Consider the following 20,475-nt stretch of genomic DNA (forward strand, 5'->3'; position numbering starts at 1 on the left):
GTGCGCAACGCGCTCTACATGGCCACGCTCGTCGGCGTCAGGCGCAACCCTGTTCTCCAGGCCGTCTACGACGGCCTTGTGCTGAAGGGGCGTCCCAAGAAACTCGCCCTGATCGCCTGCGCCCGCCGGCTCCTCACCATCCTCAACGCCATCCTGCACACCAGGACACCCTGGCGGAGCCCCCTATGACACGCTTGTCAAACAAGACGGTCGCTCCGGTTTTCCAGGCTTTCGCTAGATGACCGGCGGGCCGCCTTCGCGGCCTCGGCACGAGTCAATCGCTCGTGCCGTTGGCATGATGCGCCGGGTTTATCGCGTGATTCAGACCTTCGGCGCCTGCCCACCTGCGGTCATCACGCTCATGTCCAGGCCCAATCGTAGACGTTCCACGTGATGTCCGTGACGTACTGGTTCGGAGTCGGACCCTGCAATTGCTTGCGCTTCAGATGCCCCTGCACCGACCCGCCCTGCGCGGCGAAGGGCACCTCCTCATGCAGGATGGCCTGGATCTGCTTGTAGGTGGTGATGCGGTCCGCCTGCTCGGTCTGCGTCACGCCGAGTTCGAGCAGGCGATCGACCTCCGCATTCTCGTACTGCACGTAGTTCGATCCCTGGCGGTGCTTCACGGGGATCATCTTCGAATGACAGCGCGCGGTGTAGTCGGGATCGAGGCCGACGGTCGGATCCCAGGCGACCAGCAGCGTGTCGAAGCGAGACTGCGTGGTGTATTCGCCCCACACGACCGAGGCCGGCATGTTGCGGATTTCCATCTCCACGCCGATCGCCTTCCAGTTCTGCTGGAACAGCGCCTGGCAGCCCTGGCGCGCGACATTGCCCGCGGTGGTGGACATGGTGAATTTCAGCTGCACGCCGTCCTTGGCGCGGATTCCGTCCGCGCCCTTGCGCCAGCCGGCTTCGTCCAGCAGGCGCTCGGCACCGGCCGCATCGTTGGTGTAGTCGCGCAGGTCGCGATTGTAGGCCCAATGCGTCGGCTGCAGGTAGGACAGCGTGCGCGGCCAGGTGCCGAAGTAGATGTCGTCAATCGACTTCTGCATCTGCGTCGCCATGGTGAGCGCCTTGCGGACGCGCGCATCGGCGAACTGAGGTCTACCGCAATTGTAGTAGATGAACTGCACGTTGGGCGTCGGATTGAGCAGGAAGTCGCGATCGGGGAAGGCGCGCGCTTCCGTAAATCGATCGGGCGGCACGCCACCGAGTGCGAAGTAGTCCACCTCCCCTGTCCGCGCCTGGCCATAGGCCGCCATCTGGTCCGGTACGAATTTGTGGATGAACTGCCGCACCTTGGCCGGGCCACGATGATAGTTCGGGTTGCGCTCATAGATCATGTGACTGCCGGCGGTGCGAGTGCGCAGGATGTAGGCGCCGGTGCCGATCGGCTGGCTGTTGAAGGCCGCGGTCTGGATGTTCGCCTCGCGCCCCAGGATGTGCTGCGGGACGATGTGCATGTTCTGCCATGCCCAGAGGAAGGGCAGGAAGGGACGCGACAGCTCCATCTCGATCGTGAAGTCGTCCTTCACGCGGAAGGCCTTGATCAGGTCGAAGCCCGACCGGCTGCGCACCGCGACCGCCGGGTTCATGATGGTCTGGTAGGTGAACTCGACATCCTTGGCGGTGAAGGGCTGGCCGTCGGACCATTTCACATCGCGCTTCAGGTTGACCGTCCAGGTCAGGCCGTCCGCGGAGATGCCGCCATTCTGCCGCGACGGCACCTGGACCGCCAGGTTCGGTATGAAATCGCCCTTGTCGTTCACGTCCCACAGCGCATCGAAGATGCACGCCTCGGGCACGTTCTCGGTGCCGGCATTCACATACAGCAGCGGGTTGAACTGCACCGGTTCCTGCGTCATCGCAAGGATGATGCGGTCGCGATTGATCGACTGCCCCCAGACGGTGGGCGCGGCGAGCATCGTCGCGGCACCGGCGGAACCGGCCAGCACGCCGCGGCGGGTGATCCTGATGGTCATGTCGCGAGCCTCCTTCTTGTCGTTGATTACGGATCCATGCGCAGGCGTGGGTCGAGCGCATCGCGCAGCCCATCGCCCAGGAAGTTGAAGCCCATCACGGTCAGGGTGATCGCCGCACCGGGCAGGATCGCCAGCCAGGGCACGGTGTCGAAATACCCCTGCGCGTTGGTGAGCATATTGCCCCAGGAGGCAAGCGGCGGCTGCACGCCGTAGCCGAGATAGGAGATGTAGCTCTCCATCAGCACGGCGGAGGCGACCTTCAGCGTCGCTGCCACCAGGATCGGCGCGGCGGCATTGGGCAGCAATTCGCGAAACATGATGCGCGCCCGGGATGCACCGAGCGCGCGCGCGGCCGCGACGAAATCCTGTTCCTTCAGATGCAGGATCTCGGCGCGCACGATGCGGCTGACCTCCATCCAGGATGTCAGGCCGATGATCAGTGAGATGGACAGCAGCGTCGGCGGCACGAAGGCGGCGACCACCAGCAGCAGGAAGACCTGCGGGAAGCACAGCATGGTGTCGACGAAGCGCATCAGCGCGGTATCGACCAGGCCGCCGATGAACCCCGCGGTGATGCCGATCAGCGCGCCGGTCATCACCGTGGTGATCATCGCCACCAGGCCGACCGTCAGCGAGACCCGGCCGCCATAGAGCAGGCGCGACAGCGTATCACGGCCGAGCTCGTCCGTCCCCAGCGGGAAGCGCCAATCGGCGAAGGGTGGCCGGAAGCGGAGCCCGGTTTCCAGCAGTGTCGGGTCCTGCGGCGCGAGCATGGGCGCGAACAGCGCCGAGGCCAGCAGCAGCGCCACCACGAAGCCGCCGGCCAGCGCCAGCCGATGATGGCGGAAGCGCGACCAGATGCGCCCGGCCTGCCCTTGCGGCGCGGCGGCGGTCGCGCTCATGACAGCCGCACCCGTGGATCGACCGCGGCGATGGCGATGTCCGCGAGCAGATTGCCGACGATGACGAAGATGGCGGTGAACATCATCATCCCCATCAGCACCGGATACTCCTTCATGTTCAGCGCATCGACGAACAGCCGCCCCATGCCGGGCCAGCCAAAGATGGTCTCGGTCACCAGCGCGCCGGAGAACAGGAAGGGCAGTTCCACACCCAGCAGCGCGATCAGCGGCTTGGCGGCGTTGGGGAAGGCATGGCGCAGCAGCCGCGCGGCCGGCGGCACACCCTTGGCGCGCGCGGTGCGCATGAAATCCTGATGCATCACCTCGAGGAAGGCGGAGCGCGAATAGCGGCTCCAGGTCGCGGTGATGACCAGCGCCAGCACCATGGTCGGCAGTATCAGGTGGCGCAGCAGGGACAGGATGTTGCCTTCCTCCCCCAATTCCCACATGCCGCCCGACGGCAACCAACGCAATTCGATGGCGAAGATGAAGATCGCCATCAGCCCGAACCAGAAGGTCGGGAAGGACAGTGCGAACAGCGCGCCGGTCGTCGCCAGCACGTCGAACACCGAATACCGCTTCACCGCGCCGAGCACGCCGACCGACAACCCGAGCACGATGGCCACCGACAGCGCCGAGCCCATCAGCAGAAGCGTCGCCGGCAGCCGTTCCAGGATCACGTCCAGCACGGGCCGCCCGCCGAAGAAGGTATAGCCCCAATTGCCGGAAAAGATGCCTGACGCCCATTTGACGTACTGGATGTGCAACGGCTGATCGAGGCCGAAAATGATCTTGATGCGCTCGATATCCTGCACCTGGATCGTCGGGTTCAGCGTGTAGATGGCGAGCGGCCCGCCCGGCGCGAGATGCATCAGTCCGAAGCCGATCACCGACACGCCGATCAGCAGCGGGATCGCCTGCAACAGGCGGCGCGCGACGAAGCCGATCATGGCGTCACCAGATGGCAGGCCACCGCATGGCCCGGTGCGATGATGCGCGATGCCGGCGCTTCCTGCCCGCAACGCGCGATCGCCATCGGACAGCGCGGATGGAAATGGCAGCCACTCGGCGGGCGCGCGGGGCTCGGCACGTCGCCCTGCGGCACCTGGCGCGCGCGGCGGCGACCCGGCACCGGTTCCGGCACCGCGGACAGCAGCGCCTGGGTGTAGGGATGCCGCGCATTGAAGAACAGCGCCTCGCGCGGCGCGGTTTCCACCACCCGGCCGAGATACATCACCGCCACCCGATCCGCGACATGGCTGACCACGGCAAGGTTGTGCGAGATCATGATATAGGCGAGCCCGAGTTCCGCCTGGAGCCGCTTCATCAGGTTGATGATCTGCGCCTGGATGGAGACGTCGAGCGCGCTGACCGGCTCATCGCCGATCACCAGTTCCGGCCGCAGCGCGAGCGCGCGCGCAATGCCGATGCGCTGGCGCTGGCCGCCACTGAATTCGTGCGGGTAGCGTCGGGCGGCTTCAGGCGGCAGGCCCACGGTGCGCAGCAATTCGGCGACGCGGTCGGGACGGTCCTTCGCGTCGCCGATGCGATGGATCTCGAAGGGCGCGGCGAGGATGCCGCCCACGCTCATCCGTGGGTTGAGGCTGGCATAGGGGTCCTGGAAGACGATCTGCATGCGCCGTCGAAACGGTGCGAGCGCGCGCGGCGTATGCTTCGCGATGTCTTCTCCGCCGAAGCGGATCGACCCGGCGGTTGGTTCGACCAGGCGCAGGATCGCCTTGCCCGTGGTGGTCTTGCCGCAGCCGCTTTCACCGACCAGCGCCAGCGTCTCCCCGCGCGCCACTTCGAGGTCCACGCCATCCACCGCGCGCACCGTTCCTGTGCGCCGGCGCAGCAGGGCGGAGCGGATGGGGAAATGGACTTCAAGGCCCGCGACCCGGAGCAGCGGTTCAGCCATGGACGGGATTCCAGCAGGCGACGCGATGGCCCGGCGTGATCTCGGCCAGCGGGGGCGGCTCGGCCGCACAGCCGGAAATGGCACGGCCGCAGCGCGGCATGAAGGCGCAACCGATCGGGCGGTCGGCCGGGCCGGGCACCATCCCAGGAATTTCCGGCAAGGTCGGCGACGGCGTGCGCTCAATGCGCGGGATGGAGGCGAGCAGCCCGCGCGCATAGGGGTGACGCGGCGCAGCGAACAGCGCGGCAACGGGCGCTTCCTCGACGATCCGCCCGGCATACATCACCGCGACGCGGTGCGCCGTCTCGGCAATCACGGCCAGGTCGTGGGTGATCAGCAGGATGGCGCTGCCCATCTCCCGCTGCAATTCGGCAAGCAGTTCCAGGATCTGCGCCTGCACCGTGACATCAAGCGCGGTGGTCGGCTCATCCGCAACCACAACCAACGGGCGACAGGCGAGCGCAATGGCGATCATCGCGCGTTGCCGCATCCCCCCCGACAGCAGATGCGGATAGGCGCGCGCCACCCGCGCCGGGTCGGGGATGCCGACCAGGCGCAGCATCTCCTCCGCCCGCGCCGCGGCGGCCCGCGACGGCAAGCCAAGATGGCGGATCAGGGGCTCGGCGATCTGCCGCCCCACCGTCATCACCGGGTTCAGCGAGGTCATCGGTTCCTGGAAGACCATCGAGATCGCGTGGCCGCGCAGGGCGGACATCTGTGATTCGGTCAGCCGCATCAGGTCCGTGCCATCAAGCAGCACTTCGCCCCGCGGCAGGTGGTCCAGCGGTGGTTCCAGCAGGCGCATCAGCGTCAGAGCCGTCAACGTCTTGCCGCTGCCGCTCTCACCCACCAGGCCTAGCGTCTCGCCGCGATGCAGATCGAAGGAGATGCCGTCCACCGCGCGCAGCACATGCGGCGGCACCGGAATGTGCAGTGTCAGGTCGCGGACGCTCAGCAGCGGTGTCCCGACGGCCGCCCCCCTATGGTCCGGGAGGGTCGCCGCGTCACTCACGAGATCACCAGGCCAGAACCGGCGCCGGCTTCAAGCAGCCAATGGAAGAACGGTTCCGCCAATGTCGAGAAGACGGTGAGGTCAAAGCTCGGCGCGTCGTCGGTCTGATGCAGCAGACAGCCGATCTGAGCGATGGTCGTGCTGGCGGCGCGACCGGGGCCGAAGACGCGCGGATGCAGGTCGATGCGGCAGCCGCGCGCCAGGACCTCCCGTGCGGGAGGGCCGGCGATGGTAATGGTGGTGCGGCCGTGGCTCTGGTCCTCGACGGCGGCGAGGCCGGCGAAGGCCACGGCGGCGCGGTCGGCAAGGCCAGGTTCCGCCGCGGTCAGCAGATAGGCACCGGGCTGGACCCAGATGATGGTGACCGCACCGCCTGTCGTCGCATGGCTCGGTGCGGGGGGCGCCGTACCGAAGGCCTGCACCATGGCAGCGGCGAAAGCGGCGTCGGCGCCACGCCGAACCATCAACTGCACGATGTCGCGTCGCGGCAGGCTGACGCGCAGCGATTGGGGGCCCGCGGCGCCGCGCAGCCCCGGCATGGCGATTGCGGCGAGCGGATGCATCGGTTCAGGCGCGGACACGGAGGTTCTCCGGATCATAACCATGTGGGGAGACGACCCTTACCGGCACCTCCTCGCCCAGCAACGGATTGGCCGCGAGGATCGTGCTGCCGATGCGCGCTTCACCCTCGCGCAACATGCCGAGGCCGATCCAGCCCGGATCCACGACGGATTGCGTCGCACTGGTGATCCAGCCCTGATCGGTGCCATCCACCAGAAGATGCGATCCGGCACGTATCTGCCTTTCGGGATCGGCGCTGCGTAACCCGACCAGCCGGGGGCGCGACGGATCGGTCAGGCCGGGGCGCTGCGCCAGGACGCGGCCGATGAAGTCGCCCTTCTTCTTGAGCATGCGCCCCAGGCCGAGGTCATGTGCGGTGGTCTGGCCATTCAGTTCAGACCCCGCGACATGCCCTTTCTCGATGCGCAACAGGCCAAGTGCTTCGACGCCATAAGGTTCGATGCCGTGCGCAGCGCCTGCCGCCATGGCGGCCTGCCAGACATGCGCGGCGTAGCCGGCGGGCATGGCGATCTCGTAGGCCAACTCACCGGAGAAGGAGATCCGGAACAGCCGCGCTTTCACGCCCGCAGCGACGCAGTCGGCCACGGCCATGAAGGGGAAGGCATCGTTCGACAGGTCGATGCCTTGCACGATCCCGGCAATGACGTCACGCGCCTTCGGTCCGGCGATCGCGATCGCTGCCCATTGGTCCGTCACGCTGGCGAGGCTGACGTCGAGGTCCGGCCAGGCGCTGGCCAGGTGGAATTCCAGATGCTGCATCACCGGCCCGGCCTGCGCCGTGGTGGTGGTGACGAAGAAGCGCTCGGGCCCGATGCGGCTGGTCGTGCCGTCGTCGAACACGATGCCATCCTCCCGCAGCATCAGCCCGTAGCGCGCACGCCCGACCGGCAGCGTGGAGAAGGTGTTGGCATAGACGCGATCGAGGAAAGTCGCCGCACCCGGCCCCTCCACCGCGATCTTGCCGAGCGTCGAGACATCGCAGATGCCCACACGGTCGCGCACCGCACGCGCCTCACGCTTCACGCTGGCCCAGGCATCGACGTCCTCGGGCTTCGGGTAATAGGCCGGCCGCTTCCAGATGCCGGCATCCATCCAGACGGTGCCGTGGGCATCGTGGGTCGCGTGCAGCGAGGTCCGACGCACGGGTTGGAAATGCTGGCCGACCTCACCGCCCGCCATGGCACCCCAGGTGATCGGCGCCGTGTAGGGGCGGAAGCGTGGCAAGCCGACCTTGGCGACGGGTTCGCCCCGTGCCTCGGCGAGCACCGCCGCGCCGACGATGCCGCCAGTCTTGCCCTGGTCCGTGCCCATGGCGTGGGTGGTGTAGCGCTTGGCGTGCTCGATATGGCTGAAGCCCTCGCGATGGGCGAGCCGTATGTCATTCGCGGTGACGTCGTCCTGGAGGTCAACGAACGCCTTGCCGCCACCCTTCACCTCCCAAACCGGATGCGGGCGATGGTCGGGCGCGGCGGTCTCCGGCAGCGCGACATCCGGTGCCGCCGTGAAGCCTGCGGCGACGGCCGCGTCACGCCCTGCGGCCGCGCCATCCGCCGCCGCGGCGCCGATCCCGTTCACGCCACGGCAGGCGCCGGCGCTGCGTTCGCGCTGCACCGGCATGCGCGGGATGAAGGTGTGCAACGCCTCATCCCAGGCAAGCGTCGCGCCCGACATGGAGGCGAGATGCACCGCCGGATTCCAGCCGCCGGAGATCATCAGCAGATCGACAGGCACGGCATCGTTCCGCCCGCCGCTGCCCGCCGCGCCAATGGCGATGCCACGCAAGGCGTTGCCGCCCACCGTGCCGCTGACCACGCTGCCGGACTTGACGGTGAAGCCGGCCTCTCGCGCGCGCTGCATCGCCGGGCTGTCACGACGCGGGTCGATGATGGCGGCGATCCGTGCACCCGTTTCGGCCAGCGCGAAGGCGGAATCATAGGCGCCGTCATGCGTCGCGAAGAGCGCGGCCGCTTCCCCCGCCCGCACGCCATAGCGGCGGACATATGTGCGGGCAGCGCCAGCCAGCATGACGCCTGGGCGGTCATTGCCGGGGAATGCGATCAATCGTTCATGCGCGCCGGTGGCGAGCACCACTTCCTTCGCACGGATCGTCCAGTATCGCTGGCGCGGCGTATGCGGTGGCGGCTGCGGCAGGTGGTCCGCGGTGCGTTCCATCGCGCCCAGCACGCCCTGGTCGTAGAAGCCGAAGACGGTGGTGCGCGGCATCACCGTCACGTCCGGCATGGCATCCAGCGCCGCGATGGTCTCACGTCGCCAGGCATCGAGGCCCGGTTCATTCAACAGGTCGCCGCCCAACAGGAAATCCTGCTCCGCCAGGATCACCCGCGCGCCGGTCGCTCCCGCCGCCCGCGCAGCCGCCAGCCCCGCCGCGCCGGCGCCGACCACCAGCACGTCGCAATGGGCGTGCGCCGCTTCGTAGTGATCCGGATCAGGCAGGCCAGATGCGCTGCCGAGACCCGCGGCCTTGCGGATCATCGGTTCATAGACCCGCTCCCAGAAGGCGGCGGGCCACATGAAGGTCTTGTAGTAGAAGCCCGCGCCGAGCCAGGGCGACAGCAGCCCGTTCACCGACATCCAGTCGAAGGCGAGCGAACCGCGCCGGTTCTGGCTGGTCGCGCTCAGCCCATCGAACAGTTCGGCCACCGTCGCGCGGGTGTTGGGTTCGCGCCGCGCGCCTTCGCGCAAGTCGACCAGAGCGTTCGGCTCCTCGACGCCGGCGGAGAAAATGCCGCGCGGTCGGTGGTACTTGAAGGATCGGCCGACCAGCCGCTCCCCATTGGCGAGCAGCGCCGAAGCGAGCGTGTCGCCGGCATGCCCTTCCAGGCGACGACCATCGAAGGTGAAGGCCAGCCGGGTCGCGCGATCGACATGGCCGCCGGCGGCAAGGCGGTGCGGCTGCGTCATGCCTGCGGCACCTCCAGCGTCTCCGTCGCGGTGGCGACGGCGCGGATCTCATGCGTCACGGTGTGGCGCAACACCTTGAGGAATGCGCGGCAGCCGCTGTTGTGCTGCCACCATTCCACCTGCCAGCCCCGCGGATTGGCGCGCAGGTACAGGTAGTCGTGGAAGGCGTCGACGCCCGCGTCGGGCCCCGGGCGGGTCACCGTTGCATCGCCGCGATAGGTGAACTCGACCTCGTCGCGCGGGCCGCAATGGGGGCACGGAATGCGCATCTACTGCGCCCAGAAGAAGGGGCCGTTGCCCCGTTCGTCGAGCATGCGGCCCTCGCGGAAACGGTCCAGCGTATGTGCGGCGTTGAGCCGGTGCGGCTCATCCTTCGCGATGGTCCAGGCGTGGCACCAGCCCGACCCCGGCGTCGCCTTGAACCCGCCATAGCACCAGCCAGCGGTCATATAGAGCCCCTGCACCGGCGTCTTGCAGATGTAGAAGGACCCGTCCGGCGTCATGTCCATCACCCCGGCCCAGGACCGCAATCCGCGCAGCCGGCCGAGTGCCGGGATCATGCTGACACCGGCGGCGTAGACGTGTTCGGCTTCCCGCAGCGTGCCGCGCTGGCCATAGGACGGGTATCCATCCAGCCCGCCGCCGAAGACCAATCCGCCCTTGTCCGACTGGCTGACATAGAAGTGCCCGGCACCGAAGGTAACGACGCAGTCGATCAGCGGCTTCAGCCCCTCACTGACGAAGGCCTGGAGGAGATGCGTCTCGATCGGCACGTCGAAGCCGGCCATGGTCGTCAGCGTGCTCGTGCTGCCGGCGACGGCCAGCCCGACCTTCGGCGCGCGGATCTCGCCGCGCGTCGTGCGCACGCCGTGGATGGCACCACCTTCCACGATCATGCCGGTGACTTCGCAATGCTCGATGATGTCGACACCGCGCGCATCCGCCGCATGGGCGAAGCCCCAGGCCACCGCATCATGCCGCGCCGTGCCGCCGCGCCGTTGCAGCAGTCCGCCCATCACCGGGTATCGCCCGTTGTCGAGATCGACGATCGGGCACATCGCCTTCACGCCGTCGCGATCCAGCAACTCGGCATCGATGCCGTTCAGTCGCATGGAATTGCCGCGCCGCATGGCCGCATTGCGCTGCGCATCGTTGTGGAACAGGTTGATGACGCCGCGCTGGCTCATCATCACGTTGTAGCCGAGCGACTGCTCCAACCCCTCCCACAGCTTCAGCGAGTGCTCGTAGAAGTTGTTGTTCTCGGGCAGCATGTAGTTCGACCGCACGATGGTCGTGTTGCGCCCGGTATTGCCCTGGCCGATCAGCCCGCGCTCCAGCACGGCGACGTTGCGGATGCCATGCACCTCCGCCAGGTAGAAGGCGGTGGCGAGGCCATGCCCGCCCCCGCCGACGACGATGACGTCATAGGCCGGCTTCGGCGCCGCCTTGCGCCAGGCAGGCTTCCAGCCGCTGTTGCCGCGGAGCCCCTCACCAAGAATGCGTAGCGCCGAGTACCCTGCCATCGGGATCCTTCGATCATGGCCGGCTCAACGTTAGGGTCGTGAATTCGCCGCTGGCAAGACAGTGAGGGGTGACGCGCTGCGCATTTCCGGCAAGGATGCCCTCAATGGAAGCAGGAACGCGATGCCCTTGAGGCATCCGCGCCGGGAGGAACAAGGATGACCGCATTCCGCAGGGGGCTGTTCTGCGCCGCCGCATTTGCCCTCGCGCCGTTCGCGACCCAGGCGCAGACATATCCCGATCGCCCGATCGCCATCGTCGCGGGCGCTGCGGCCGGCGGGCCGACCGATGTTATTTCCCGTATCGTGGCCGAGGCCATGGCGCGCCACTTGCCGCAGCCCGTGGTGGTGGAGAATACGCCACCCGCCAATGTCGGCGCGCAGCGCGTCGCTCAGGCACGACCCGACGGCTACACGCTGCTGATGTCGAATGTGGGCCTCGCCGCCGGCGCCACGCTGTTCCGCCGGCTGTCCTTCGATACCGCGACCGCCTTCGCGCCGCTCGGCCTGGTGTCCGATGCCGCGATGACCATCATCGCGCGCCCCGAGTATCCGGCCGAGGACATGCGCGGCCTGCTTGCCGACATCAATCGCCGTGGGGAAGCCCTGAACATCGGCACGGCGGGCCTCGCCTCGGCAGCCAATCTGTGTGCCCTGCTGATGCAGCAGCAGGCGCAGAGCCGGATGACCATCGTCGCCTTCCGCGGCACGGCCCCGGCGATCACGGAACTGATGGCCGGGCGCCTTGACCTGCTGTGCGACCAGGCGACCAACACCGCGCCCTTCATCCGCGAGAATCGTGTCCGCGCTTTCGCGGTGACCAGCCCGGCCCGGTTGGCGGGGCTGCCGACCATCCCGACCACCGCCGAGTCCGGTGCGCCGATCATCGCCATGAGCACCTGGCATGGGCTGTTCGCCCCGGCCGGCACGCCGGAGGCGATCCAGCAGCGCATCAACGCCGCGCTGGTCGCAGCCCTGCAGGATGAGCGGCTACGCGCCCGCTTCGCCGAATTGCAGACCGATACCGCAACGCCGGAACGCGCCAGCATCGCCTTCCATCGCCGCTACCACCTGGAGGAGATCGAGCGCTGGCGCCCCATCATCCAGGCTGCCGGCGCCTACGCGGATTAGCCGTCGTCGCCGCGGATCCCGGCTGCGGCGATCACCTGCGCGAAGCGGGTCTCGGAGTTGGCGAGATTCGCTTCGAAGGCCTGCGAGGTCGTGGCGCGGATGACGAAGCCGAGCGCCTGGAGACGGTCACGCACCACCGCTTCGGCCAGTGCGATACGCCACGCCTCCTCCAGCGCAGCGACAGCAGCGTCCGGGGTGCCTGCGGGGACCAGGACGCCTTGCGTGCTCGGCACATCGAAGCCTGGTGCGACAGATTCACTGTAGGACGGCACGTCCGGCATCGCCGGATCGCGTTCGCGCGTCGAGACTGCAAGCGGGATCAGGCGACCTTCCCGCACATGCGTCGTCACCGCCGGCAGGGTGATGATCATCGCATCGACCTGGCCGGCCAGCAGATCCAGAGTCGCCGGCCCGCCGCCACGATAGGGCACATGCGTCACGCTGACGCCAAGCTCGCGATTGACCATCTCGCTGATGATGTGCGCGATGCCGCCGATGCCTGGCACGGCCAGCGTCACGCGGTCCCCGCGCGACCGAAGCGCGGCAAAGTATCCCTGCACGTCGGTGATGCCCGAACGCGGATGGGTCACCAGCAGCTGCGCCGCGCTGACCGTCATGGTCACGGCACGCAGGTTCGGCCGCGCCTTGCCGTGGCGCGCGCCGGCCAGGATATCCTGCAACACAAGCCCGTCGCCGGAGGCAACGAGCATGTTGTGTCCATCCGGTGCGGCGCGACCCATCTGCAGGGCCGCCACGCGACCGGCACCGCCGCCCTGATTTTCGACGATCACTGACTGACCGAGCAGCGCCGTCAGCGGACCCTGCGCGGCACGGGCATGGATGTCGAGCGTACCGCCCGGCGCGGCGGCCACCAGCACGCGCATGGGCTGGGATGCGCGCCAATCCGCCGCAGTCGCCGGCGACGCCAGCAGCGCTGCGCCCCCGGCCGCCAGCAATTCCCTGCGCTTCATGGTGCCTTCCCCCCGAAACATACCGGCCGGGATGCGTCCTGGCATCCCGGCCGGGCCTGTTTCAGGCCTGCTCGAGCCGCTCGGTCACCCGCGGCGGCGACATCGGCAGCGCGTAGAAGCGCTTGCCAAGCGCGTCATGGACGGCATTGGCGATCGCCGCGAGCGGCGGCACGATCGGTGCCTCGCCCACGCCGCGCACGCCCTGCGGGTGCTTGGAGTTCGGGATCTCGATGACCAGCGCCTCGATCATCGGCACGTCGGAGCAGACCGGCATGCGATAGTCGAGGAAGCCGGCGTTATCGACGCGGCCGTTCTTGTCGTAGAGATATTCCTCCGACAATGCCCAGCCGATGCCCTGCACCACGCCACCCTGGATCTGCCCTTCGACATAGCCGGGGTGCAGCGCGCGCCCGACATCCTGCGCGGCGGTGTAGCGCAGCACACGGACAATGCCGAGATCGACGTCCACCTCGACATCCACGCAATGCGTGGCGAAGCCGGGATCGGCGCCGGTGGTGTTGAGCTGGACCTGGGTGCCGATCGGCCCGCCCATCTCGTTCGCCTTGGCGGCGAGATCCTTGAGGCTCAGTGGCGGGAACTTGCCCGCATTGTCGCCGGCCGGCAGGGCCATGCCGTCTTCCCACTTCACCGCCTCGGCATCGATCTTCCAGATCTTCGCCGCGCGATCCTTCAGCTGGCCGATCACCTTCTCGCAGGACGCCGTCGCCACCATCGCGGAAGCGAAGGTCACGCGGCTGCCGCCCGTGAGGTTCGAGAAGCCGATGGTCTGCGTGTCGCCGATGATGACGTTGACGCGCGAATGCTCGATGCCGAGCAGCTCCGCGACGACGTTGGCGATGGACGCACGGCTGCCGCCGACATCCGGATGGCCGGTGGTGACAACGACGTTGCCGTCCTCGGTGATATTCACCTGGACGGAGGATTCGCCGCCGGCATTGTACCAGAAGCCGGAGGCGACGCCGCGGCCGCGCTTCACGCCCGGCGCGGGATTCTTGTCGAGCGGCGCCTTGTAGTGCGGGTGCTTGCGGATGGCGTCCACCGTCTCGATGAAGGTGACGTCACCGAAGACCGGCCCGTAGATCGCCTTGTCGCCCGGCTTGGTGCTGTTGCGGATGCGCATGTCGAGCGGATCGAGGCCAAGCTTCTCGGCGATCTCGTCCAGCACGCATTCGGTCGCGAAGGCGCCGAGCGGCGCGCCGGGCGCCCGATAGGCCGCGACCTTCGAACGGTTCGACACCACGTCATAGCCGGTCGACAGGATGTTCGGGATCGCATAGGCGGCGAAGGAACACCCCACCGGCCCGCGCAGCGGCGAACCCGGCAGCCCGCCGGCCTGCAGGTAGAAGGTCCCTTGCGCTGCAACCAGCGTCCCGTCCTTCTTCGCGCCGATCTTGACGGTGGACAGCGAACCCGGCGCCGGGCCGGTCGCGCGCATCACATCATCGCGCGACATCACGATCTTCACCGGGCGGCCCGACTTCTTGGACAGCATCACCGCGACAGGCTCGAGATAGACGATGGTCTTGCCGCCGAAGCCGCCACCGATCTCGGCCGGGAAGGCGCGGATGTTGCTCTGCGGGATGTCCGTCAGCAGCGAGGTCATCGCCCGGACCATGAACTGGCCCTGCGAGGACGACCAGATCGTCACCCGCCCATCCGCCGCATAGGACACCGTGCAGGCGTGCGGTTCGATGTAGCCCTGGTGGACCGGGCGGGAGGTGAAGGTGCGCTCGACGATGATGTCGGCCTCGGCGAAGCCCTTCTCCACATCGCCGGTCTTCAGCACCATGGTGCCGGCGATGTTGGACGGCTTGCCCTCATGCCGCACCCAGTCGTGCAGGATCGGCGCGTCGGGCTTGATGGCGTCTTCGATCTCGATCGCGTGCGGCAGCACCTCGTAGTCCACGACGATCAGCTTGCAGGCCTCGGCGGCCACATCCTCGCTGATGGCGGCGACTGCGGCGACCGGATGGCCGTGGAACAGCGCCTTTTCCTTCGCCAGGATGTTGCGCGCCATCCAGCGCATGTCCTGGATGCCGAGCATCACGGACTTGTCGATCGGGAAGTCCACCAGGTCCTTCGCCGTGACCACGGCCTTCACGCCGGGCAGCGCCTCGGCCTTGGAGGTGTCGATCGACCTGATGACCGCATGCGCGTGCGGGCTGCGCAGAACCTTGCCCCAGATCATGCCGGACACGCTGTTGTCGGCGGCATAGGCGGCGCGGCCGGTGACCTTGTCGGCACCGTCGGGGCGGATCGTGCGGGCACCGATCCACTTGTTGGACATGTCGTTCATCGCGCGGCCTCCCTCATGTCAGCGGCCGTCTCCATGACGGCGCGCACGATCTTGTCGTAGCCGGTGCAGCGGCAGAGATTGCCCGCCAGGTAGAAGCGCACCTCATGCTCGGTCGGATCGGGGTTCTTCTCGAGCAGCGAGCGCGCCGCCATCAGCACGCCCGGCGTGCAGATGCCGCATTGCAGCGCGGCCATCTCCAGGAACTTCTGCTGCAGCGGATGCAGCGTCTCGCCATGGGCCATGCCTTCGATGGTCGCGATCTCATGCCCCTCGGCCTCGGCAGCGAGCATCAGGCACGAACAGACCAGCCGGCCATCGACGGTGATCGAACAGGCGCCGCAATCGCCGGTGCCGCAGCCTTCCTTGGTGCCGGTCAAGCCGAGCGGCCCGCGCAGCACATCCAGCATGCTGGCCGAAGGATCGCAGAGGAACTCCATCGGCTCCCCATTGATCGACGTGGTGACATGCATCTTGGACATGGTCTCAGTTCCCCCCGGCGCGTGCGGCGGCGATCGCCACCACGCGCTTCAGCAGCACCCCCGCCACCTTGGTCCGGTAGGCAATGGTGCCGCGCTTGTCATTGATTGGCTTGCAGGCGGCGCGGCAGGCCGCCGCGGCCGCTTCCACCGCCGCATCCTCGAGCCGCGATCCGATCAGCGCCTTGGCCGCATCCTCGACCAGCAGCACGGTTGGCGCCACGGCACCGAGGCCGACACGGGCGGCCTTCACCACGCCGCCCTCCATCGTCAGGCTCACGCCGAGGCCGACCACGGCGATGTCCATCTCGGTACGCGGGATCATGCGCAGATAGGCGTCCGACGCCCCCTTGGGCCGCGCCGGCAGGGTGAAGGACACGACGATCTCGCCCGGGGCCAGGTTGGTGCGCCCCGGCCCGGCCGGCACCGCTTCCACCGGCATGTCCCGACGCCCGTTCGGGCCTTGCACGGTGACCACCGCGCCAGCCGCGACCATGGCCGGCACGCTGTCGCCCGCCGGGGAGGAATTGCACAGGTTGCCGCCGGGCGAGGCACGGCCCTGCACCTGCTTGGACCCGATCAGGTTGATCGCCTCCAGCACGCCGGGCCAGGCCTTGCCGAAGGCCTTGTGTTCGCCAAGCACGGCACCGGAGACCGCCGCGCCGATGCGGAAGGCGCCGCCGCCAAGGTCCTCGATTGCCGTCATCTCGGCGATCTTCTTGATGTCGATGATGGTGCCAGGTTTCGCCACGCCGTTGCGCATCTGCACCAGCAGGTCGGTCCCACCCGCCAGGATGCGCGCCGCGCCGGCGGCTGCGGCATAGGCGCCCACGGCCTCATCGAGCGTCTTCGGCGCCAGGTATCGGATATCTGTCATTCCTGCTTCCCATCCCGTTGCATCCCGTTGGCCCGGGAATGCCAGACATGGCCGTGCGAGGTTCACAGCCAGCGGGGAAAGGCTAAGCCGCCACGGCGCCGCAGCATAGCCCCCTGCATGTCCCGGTTGACACCGCCCGGCCAGGGGCTAGGCCTTGCAGGTCAGCAGAGGGAAACGACCATGGCACGCCATCTCAAGCGCAGCCGCGATGCCGAGGCGCGGGCCGAGGACGACGCGAAGGTCCGTGCCACGGTCGAAGGCATCCTCGCCGACATCGCCGCGCGCGGCGATGCTGCGGTGCGGGAGATGTCGATCCGCTTCGACAAATGGGACCGCGCCGATTTTCGCCTGACGGACGCCGAGATCCGCGACTGCCTGGCGCAGCTGTCGCCCCGCGACCTCGACGACATCCGCTTCGCACAGGAACAGGTCCGCAACTTCGCGCAGCACCAGAAGGACGCTTTGCGCGATATCGAGGTGGAAACGCTGCCGGGCGTGGTCCTTGGCCACAGGAACATCCCCGTGAACTCGGTCGGCTGCTACGTGCCGGGGGGCAAGTATCCTCTGCTGGCGTCCGCCCACATGTCGGTGGTGACGGCCAAGGTCGCCGGTTGCCAGCGCATCATCACCTGCGCGCCACCATTCGAGGGCCGGCCTGCGCCGGCGATCGTCGCGGCACAGCACATGGCCGGGGCGGATGTCATCTACTGCCTCGGCGGCATCCAGGCAGTCGGCGCCATGGCGCTTGGCACGGCCAGCATCGAGGCCGTGGACATGCTGGTCGGGCCGGGCAACGCCTTCGTCGCAGAGGCGAAGCGACAATTGTACGGCCGCGTCGGCATCGACCTGTTCGCCGGACCGACCGAGACGCTGGTCATCGCCGATGAGACGGTGGACGGCGAACTCTGCGCCACCGATCTGCTCGGCCAGGCGGAGCATGGGCCGAACTCCCCGGCCATCCTGCTGACCAATTCCGAGAAGCTCGCCCGTGAGACGATGACCGAGGTCGAGCGCCTGCTGACCATCCTTCCCACCGCCGCCGTCGCCCGGAAAGCCTGGGAGGACTACGGCGAGGTGATCGTCTGCGAGGATGAGGACGAGATGGTCCGCGAGGCGGACCGCATCGCCTCCGAGCATGTGCAGGTCATGACGCGCGACCCGGACTATTTCCTCGCGAGGATGACCAACTACGGCGCGCTGTTCCTCGGGCCGCGCACCAACGTCTCCTTCGGGGACAAGGTGATTGGCACCAACCACACCCTGCCCACGAAGAAGGCAGCCCGCTACACGGGCGGCCTGTGGGTCGGCAAGTTCCTCAAGACCGTCACCTATCAGCGCGTCCTCACCGATGAGGCATCGGCGAGGATCGGCGAATACTGCTCGCGGCTGTGCATGCTGGAAGGCTTCGCGGGCCATGCCGAACAGGCCAATATCCGCGTGCGCCGCTATGGCGGGCGCAACATCCCCTACGCCACCGCGGCGGATTGAACCGATGCGATTGCCGAAGACGCCGAGCCTTCGCCTGGACGGCCGACGCGCGCTGGTCACCGGCGCCGGGCGCGGGATCGGCCTGGCCGCCGCCGCGGCGCTGGCGGAGGCGGGCGCGCATGTCACGCTGGTCGCGCGCAGCGCTGCCGAGATCGAGGACGCCGCGACCGCAATCCGCGCCGCCGGCGGTGCGGCGGACGCGTTGACGCTCGACGTGCTGGACGTGGTGGCGGCGCGGAATGCCATCGCCGCGGCCGAACCCTTCGACGTGCTGGTGAACAATGCCGGCACCAACCGGCCCAAGCCCTTCACCGATGTCACGCTGGACGACTACGACGCGGTGATGGACCTCAACCTGCGCTCGGCCTTCTTCGTTGCCCAGGCGGTGGCGATGCGGCTGGTCGCTGCAGGCCAAGCGGGGTCCATCATCAATATCTCATCGCAGATGGGCCATGTCGGCGGGGCGAACCGGACCATCTACTGCGCGTCGAAATGGGGCATGGAGGGGATGACCAAGGCGATGGCGATCGATCTCGCCACGCATAGAATTCGCGTGAATACGGTCTGCCCAACCTTCATCGAGACACCACTCACCCGGCCCTTCTTCCAGGATGCCGCCTTCAAGGCGAACGTGCTGTCCAGAATCAAGCTCGGCCGCATCGGCCAGGTCGAGGACCTGATGGGAGCGATTCTGTTCCTCGCCGGCGACGCCGCGGGGCTAATGACGGGTTCGTCGATCGTGGTCGATGGCGGCTGGACCGCCGAATAGGGAGAACAACGCCGTGAACCACTGCATCGTCGAGGATGAAGGCCGGCTACGCATCGTCACGCTGAACCGGCCCGAGGTGATGAACGCCCTGCACAGCGAGGCGCATCAGGAGCTCGACCAGGTCTGGAACGACTTCGCCGCCAACCCCGATCTCTGGGTCGCGATCGTCACCGGCGCGGGCGACCGCGCCTTCTCCGCTGGCAACGACCTGAAGGTACAGGCGGCCGGCAAGCGTGGGCCGTCGCCGGCCTCGGGCTTCGCCGGACTGACCAAGCGCTACGACCTCGACAAGCCTGTGATCGCCGCGGTGAACGGCATCGCCATGGGTGGCGGCTTCGAGATCGCGCTGGCCTGCGACCTGATCATCGCCGCGGAGAATGCCATCTTCGCATTGCCGGAACCGCGGGTCGGGCTGATCGCCGGCGCCGGTGGCGTGCATCGGCTGCCGCGCATGATCGGGCAGAAGCATGCGCTGGGGATGATCCTGACCGGGCGGCGTGTCGGCGCGGAAGAAGGCCGAGCGCTCGGCTTCGTCAACGAGGTGGTGCCGCAGGGCCAGTCGCTGGAAGCCGCGAAGCGCTGGGCCGGGCTGATACTGGAATGCTCGCCGCTTGCGGTGCGCGCCTCCAAGCAGGCGGTCTATGCCGGGATGGACAAGCCGACCCTGCAGGAGGCGATCGGCACAATCTACCCCGCGCAGCAACGCAACATCGACAGCGAGGACTACATCGAAGGCCCCAGGGCCTTCGCCGAGAAGCGCAAGCCGGCCTGGAAGAACCGCTAGATCCGCTCTCGTTCGCCTTGGCTCACCACGGCGGCTCCAGCCTTCTGTTTTTTCGAGCATCTTCACCCGATCAGGTGATTCCACCTGATCGGGATCTGCTCTAGCGGAACAGCCGCCCGCAGGCGATCGACGCCGTCGGCACATCGAGCCGCCGCAGCGCCGCCCAGAGCGAGGCCTGGTTGGAGGTGATCACCGGGCAATCGAGCGCCTGCTCCAGCGCCGCGATCTGGTCGAGCACGAGCAGGTTGGTGCAGGAGATGAAGACCGCGTCGCAGCCGGCGATGGCGTCGCGGTTGCGCAACACCAGCGCCGCCACGTCCTGCGAGGAGATGGCGCGGATCTCCTCGCTCAGCGCGCAGCGGAAGGAATCATAGGCAGGCACTTCGAAGCCATGATGCGCGAGGAACTTCACCTCATGCTGATTCATGTCCTCGGGATAGGGCGTGACCATGAAGACACGCCGCGCGCCGACCGCGCGCAGCGCCTCGAGCACGGCGGTGGAGGTGGTGAAGGCCGGCACGCCGATCAGGCCAGTGATGCGTTCAGCGATCTTCGCCTCATTGCCGAAGCCGTCGAGGAAGGACCCGCTGGTGCAGCCATACATGACGACATCCGGCCGCGCATAGGCGAGGTCGGTCGCGGCGCGCATCGCACTCTCGCCCATGGCGAGCAGCGATTCCTTGGTCAGCCGTGCCTCGGGGCGCGACAGGCGATTGTGGCTGGTGACCACGCCGTCGGGCAGATAGCGGGGCAGTTCCCGTTCCAGCGCGACATTCGCGGGCGGAGCGATGACACCGATGCGTTTGACCTCGTTGTCCATC

General features: G+C 67.8%; 18 protein-coding genes and 1 pseudogene. 5 read left to right on the forward strand and 14 right to left on the reverse strand.

Features of this window, described 5'->3' with window-relative positions; genetic code table 11:
* Positions 1 to 189: pseudogene (locus AAFN86_RS27015) on the forward strand (IS110 family transposase); the annotation flags it as partial.
* Positions 190 to 359: 170 nt separating this feature from the next.
* Here the strand turns inward: AAFN86_RS27015 and AAFN86_RS27020 are convergent.
* Genes AAFN86_RS27020 through AAFN86_RS27060 form a run of 9 tightly spaced genes read right to left on the reverse strand, consistent with a single transcriptional unit; the run spans position 360 to position 10,844 of the window.
* The gene (locus AAFN86_RS27020) at positions 360 to 1,985 is read right to left on the reverse strand and encodes a peptide ABC transporter substrate-binding protein (RefSeq protein ID WP_347546726.1); all 1,626 of its coding nucleotides are present in this window, start codon (positions 1,983 to 1,985) and stop codon (positions 360 to 362) included.
* Positions 1,986 to 2,011: 26 nt separating this feature from the next.
* A complete protein-coding gene (locus AAFN86_RS27025; protein WP_347546727.1) occupies positions 2,012 to 2,887 on the reverse strand; it encodes an ABC transporter permease in 876 nt (291 codons plus the stop codon).
* Positions 2,884 to 3,837, reverse strand: coding sequence for an ABC transporter permease (locus AAFN86_RS27030; protein ID WP_347546728.1), 954 nt, complete (start codon positions 3,835 to 3,837; stop codon positions 2,884 to 2,886). The genes AAFN86_RS27025 and AAFN86_RS27030 overlap by 4 nt, the downstream gene beginning before the upstream one ends.
* Positions 3,834 to 4,805: an oligopeptide/dipeptide ABC transporter ATP-binding protein gene (locus tag AAFN86_RS27035; protein WP_347546729.1), complete on the reverse strand. Its 972-nt coding sequence runs from the start codon at positions 4,803 to 4,805 to the stop codon at positions 3,834 to 3,836. Before AAFN86_RS27035 ends, AAFN86_RS27030 begins: the two co-directional genes overlap by 4 nt.
* Positions 4,798 to 5,817 carry an ABC transporter ATP-binding protein gene (locus AAFN86_RS27040; RefSeq protein ID WP_347546730.1) on the reverse strand — a complete coding sequence of 340 codons (1,020 nt, stop codon included), beginning with the start codon at positions 5,815 to 5,817 and terminating at the stop codon, positions 4,798 to 4,800. Before AAFN86_RS27040 ends, AAFN86_RS27035 begins: the two co-directional genes overlap by 8 nt.
* The gene (locus AAFN86_RS27045; protein ID WP_347546731.1) at positions 5,814 to 6,398 is read right to left on the reverse strand and encodes a sarcosine oxidase subunit gamma family protein; all 585 of its coding nucleotides are present in this window, start codon (positions 6,396 to 6,398) and stop codon (positions 5,814 to 5,816) included. Before AAFN86_RS27045 ends, AAFN86_RS27040 begins: the two co-directional genes overlap by 4 nt.
* The gene (locus tag AAFN86_RS27050; protein ID WP_347546732.1) at positions 6,385 to 9,321 is read right to left on the reverse strand and encodes a sarcosine oxidase subunit alpha family protein; all 2,937 of its coding nucleotides are present in this window, start codon (positions 9,319 to 9,321) and stop codon (positions 6,385 to 6,387) included. The genes AAFN86_RS27045 and AAFN86_RS27050 overlap by 14 nt, the downstream gene beginning before the upstream one ends.
* Complete coding sequence (locus AAFN86_RS27055) at positions 9,318 to 9,590, reverse strand: sarcosine oxidase subunit delta (RefSeq protein ID WP_347546733.1); 273 nt, start codon at positions 9,588 to 9,590, stop codon at positions 9,318 to 9,320. Before AAFN86_RS27055 ends, AAFN86_RS27050 begins: the two co-directional genes overlap by 4 nt.
* Entirely contained in the window at positions 9,591 to 10,844 is a 1,254-nt protein-coding gene (locus tag AAFN86_RS27060) for a sarcosine oxidase subunit beta family protein (RefSeq protein WP_347546734.1), read from the reverse strand.
* A 156-nt stretch (positions 10,845 to 11,000) separates the two neighbouring features.
* Here AAFN86_RS27060 and AAFN86_RS27065 point away from each other — a divergent pair, with 156 nt between their 5' ends.
* Entirely contained in the window at positions 11,001 to 11,972 is a 972-nt protein-coding gene (locus tag AAFN86_RS27065; RefSeq protein WP_347546735.1) for a tripartite tricarboxylate transporter substrate-binding protein, read from the forward strand.
* Here AAFN86_RS27065 and AAFN86_RS27070 read toward each other — a convergent pair.
* The 4 genes from AAFN86_RS27070 to AAFN86_RS27085 form a co-directional block, all read right to left on the reverse strand.
* Entirely contained in the window at positions 11,969 to 12,943 is a 975-nt protein-coding gene (locus AAFN86_RS27070) for a tripartite tricarboxylate transporter substrate binding protein (protein ID WP_347546736.1), read from the reverse strand. The two genes, AAFN86_RS27065 and AAFN86_RS27070, sit on opposite strands and share 4 nt — an antisense overlap.
* A gap of 61 nt (positions 12,944 to 13,004) precedes the next feature.
* Positions 13,005 to 15,260, reverse strand: a complete 2,256-nt coding sequence (locus AAFN86_RS27075; RefSeq protein WP_347546737.1) for a xanthine dehydrogenase family protein molybdopterin-binding subunit — start codon at positions 15,258 to 15,260, stop codon at positions 13,005 to 13,007.
* The gene (locus AAFN86_RS27080) at positions 15,257 to 15,739 is read right to left on the reverse strand and encodes a (2Fe-2S)-binding protein (RefSeq protein WP_347546738.1); all 483 of its coding nucleotides are present in this window, start codon (positions 15,737 to 15,739) and stop codon (positions 15,257 to 15,259) included. Before AAFN86_RS27080 ends, AAFN86_RS27075 begins: the two co-directional genes overlap by 4 nt.
* A 4-nt stretch (positions 15,740 to 15,743) precedes the next feature.
* Positions 15,744 to 16,613, reverse strand: coding sequence for a xanthine dehydrogenase family protein subunit M (locus AAFN86_RS27085; protein WP_347546739.1), 870 nt, complete (start codon positions 16,611 to 16,613; stop codon positions 15,744 to 15,746).
* Between the two features lie 180 nt (positions 16,614 to 16,793).
* Here AAFN86_RS27085 and hisD point away from each other — a divergent pair, with 180 nt between their 5' ends.
* Genes hisD through AAFN86_RS27100 form a run of 3 tightly spaced genes read left to right on the forward strand, consistent with a single transcriptional unit; the run spans position 16,794 to position 19,654 of the window.
* The gene (hisD, locus tag AAFN86_RS27090; RefSeq protein ID WP_347546740.1) at positions 16,794 to 18,101 is read left to right on the forward strand and encodes a histidinol dehydrogenase; all 1,308 of its coding nucleotides are present in this window, start codon (positions 16,794 to 16,796) and stop codon (positions 18,099 to 18,101) included.
* 4 nt (positions 18,102 to 18,105) lie between these two features.
* On the forward strand, positions 18,106 to 18,870 hold the full coding sequence (locus tag AAFN86_RS27095; protein WP_347546741.1) for an SDR family NAD(P)-dependent oxidoreductase: 765 nt from the start codon (positions 18,106 to 18,108) through the stop codon (positions 18,868 to 18,870).
* 13 nt (positions 18,871 to 18,883) lie between these two features.
* Positions 18,884 to 19,654: an enoyl-CoA hydratase-related protein gene (locus AAFN86_RS27100; protein ID WP_347546742.1), complete on the forward strand. Its 771-nt coding sequence runs from the start codon at positions 18,884 to 18,886 to the stop codon at positions 19,652 to 19,654.
* A 100-nt stretch (positions 19,655 to 19,754) separates the two neighbouring features.
* On the opposite strand, the gene AAFN86_RS27105 is transcribed toward AAFN86_RS27100, so the two are convergent.
* Positions 19,755 to 20,474, reverse strand: coding sequence for an aspartate/glutamate racemase family protein (locus tag AAFN86_RS27105; protein ID WP_347546743.1), 720 nt, complete (start codon positions 20,472 to 20,474; stop codon positions 19,755 to 19,757).
* Position 20,475: the final 1 nt, after the last annotated feature.

Source organism: Roseomonas sp. CAU 1739, assembly GCF_039839775.1.
Classification (GTDB): domain Bacteria; phylum Pseudomonadota; class Alphaproteobacteria; order Acetobacterales; family Acetobacteraceae; genus Neoroseomonas.

Coding starts and splice junctions, on each gene's coding strand:
- AAFN86_RS27020 (WP_347546726.1), bottom strand. CDS start 1,985: ATGACCATCAGGATCACCCGCCGCGGCGTGCTGGCCGGTTCCGCCGGT.
- AAFN86_RS27025 (WP_347546727.1), bottom strand. CDS start 2,887: ATGAGCGCGACCGCCGCCGCGCCGCAAGGGCAGGCCGGGCGCATCTGG.
- AAFN86_RS27030 (WP_347546728.1), bottom strand. CDS start 3,837: ATGATCGGCTTCGTCGCGCGCCGCCTGTTGCAGGCGATCCCGCTGCTG.
- AAFN86_RS27035 (WP_347546729.1), bottom strand. CDS start 4,805: ATGGCTGAACCGCTGCTCCGGGTCGCGGGCCTTGAAGTCCATTTCCCC.
- AAFN86_RS27050 (WP_347546732.1), bottom strand. CDS start 9,321: ATGACGCAGCCGCACCGCCTTGCCGCCGGCGGCCATGTCGATCGCGCG.
- AAFN86_RS27055 (WP_347546733.1), bottom strand. CDS start 9,590: ATGCGCATTCCGTGCCCCCATTGCGGCCCGCGCGACGAGGTCGAGTTC.
- AAFN86_RS27060 (WP_347546734.1), bottom strand. CDS start 10,844: ATGGCAGGGTACTCGGCGCTACGCATTCTTGGTGAGGGGCTCCGCGGC.
- AAFN86_RS27065 (WP_347546735.1), top strand. CDS start 11,001: ATGACCGCATTCCGCAGGGGGCTGTTCTGCGCCGCCGCATTTGCCCTC.
- AAFN86_RS27070 (WP_347546736.1), bottom strand. CDS start 12,943: ATGAAGCGCAGGGAATTGCTGGCGGCCGGGGGCGCAGCGCTGCTGGCG.
- AAFN86_RS27075 (WP_347546737.1), bottom strand. CDS start 15,260: ATGAACGACATGTCCAACAAGTGGATCGGTGCCCGCACGATCCGCCCC.
- AAFN86_RS27080 (WP_347546738.1), bottom strand. CDS start 15,739: ATGTCCAAGATGCATGTCACCACGTCGATCAATGGGGAGCCGATGGAG.
- AAFN86_RS27085 (WP_347546739.1), bottom strand. CDS start 16,613: ATGACAGATATCCGATACCTGGCGCCGAAGACGCTCGATGAGGCCGTG.
- hisD (WP_347546740.1), top strand. CDS start 16,794: ATGGCACGCCATCTCAAGCGCAGCCGCGATGCCGAGGCGCGGGCCGAG.
- AAFN86_RS27095 (WP_347546741.1), top strand. CDS start 18,106: ATGCGATTGCCGAAGACGCCGAGCCTTCGCCTGGACGGCCGACGCGCG.
- AAFN86_RS27105 (WP_347546743.1), bottom strand. CDS start 20,474: ATGGACAACGAGGTCAAACGCATCGGTGTCATCGCTCCGCCCGCGAAT.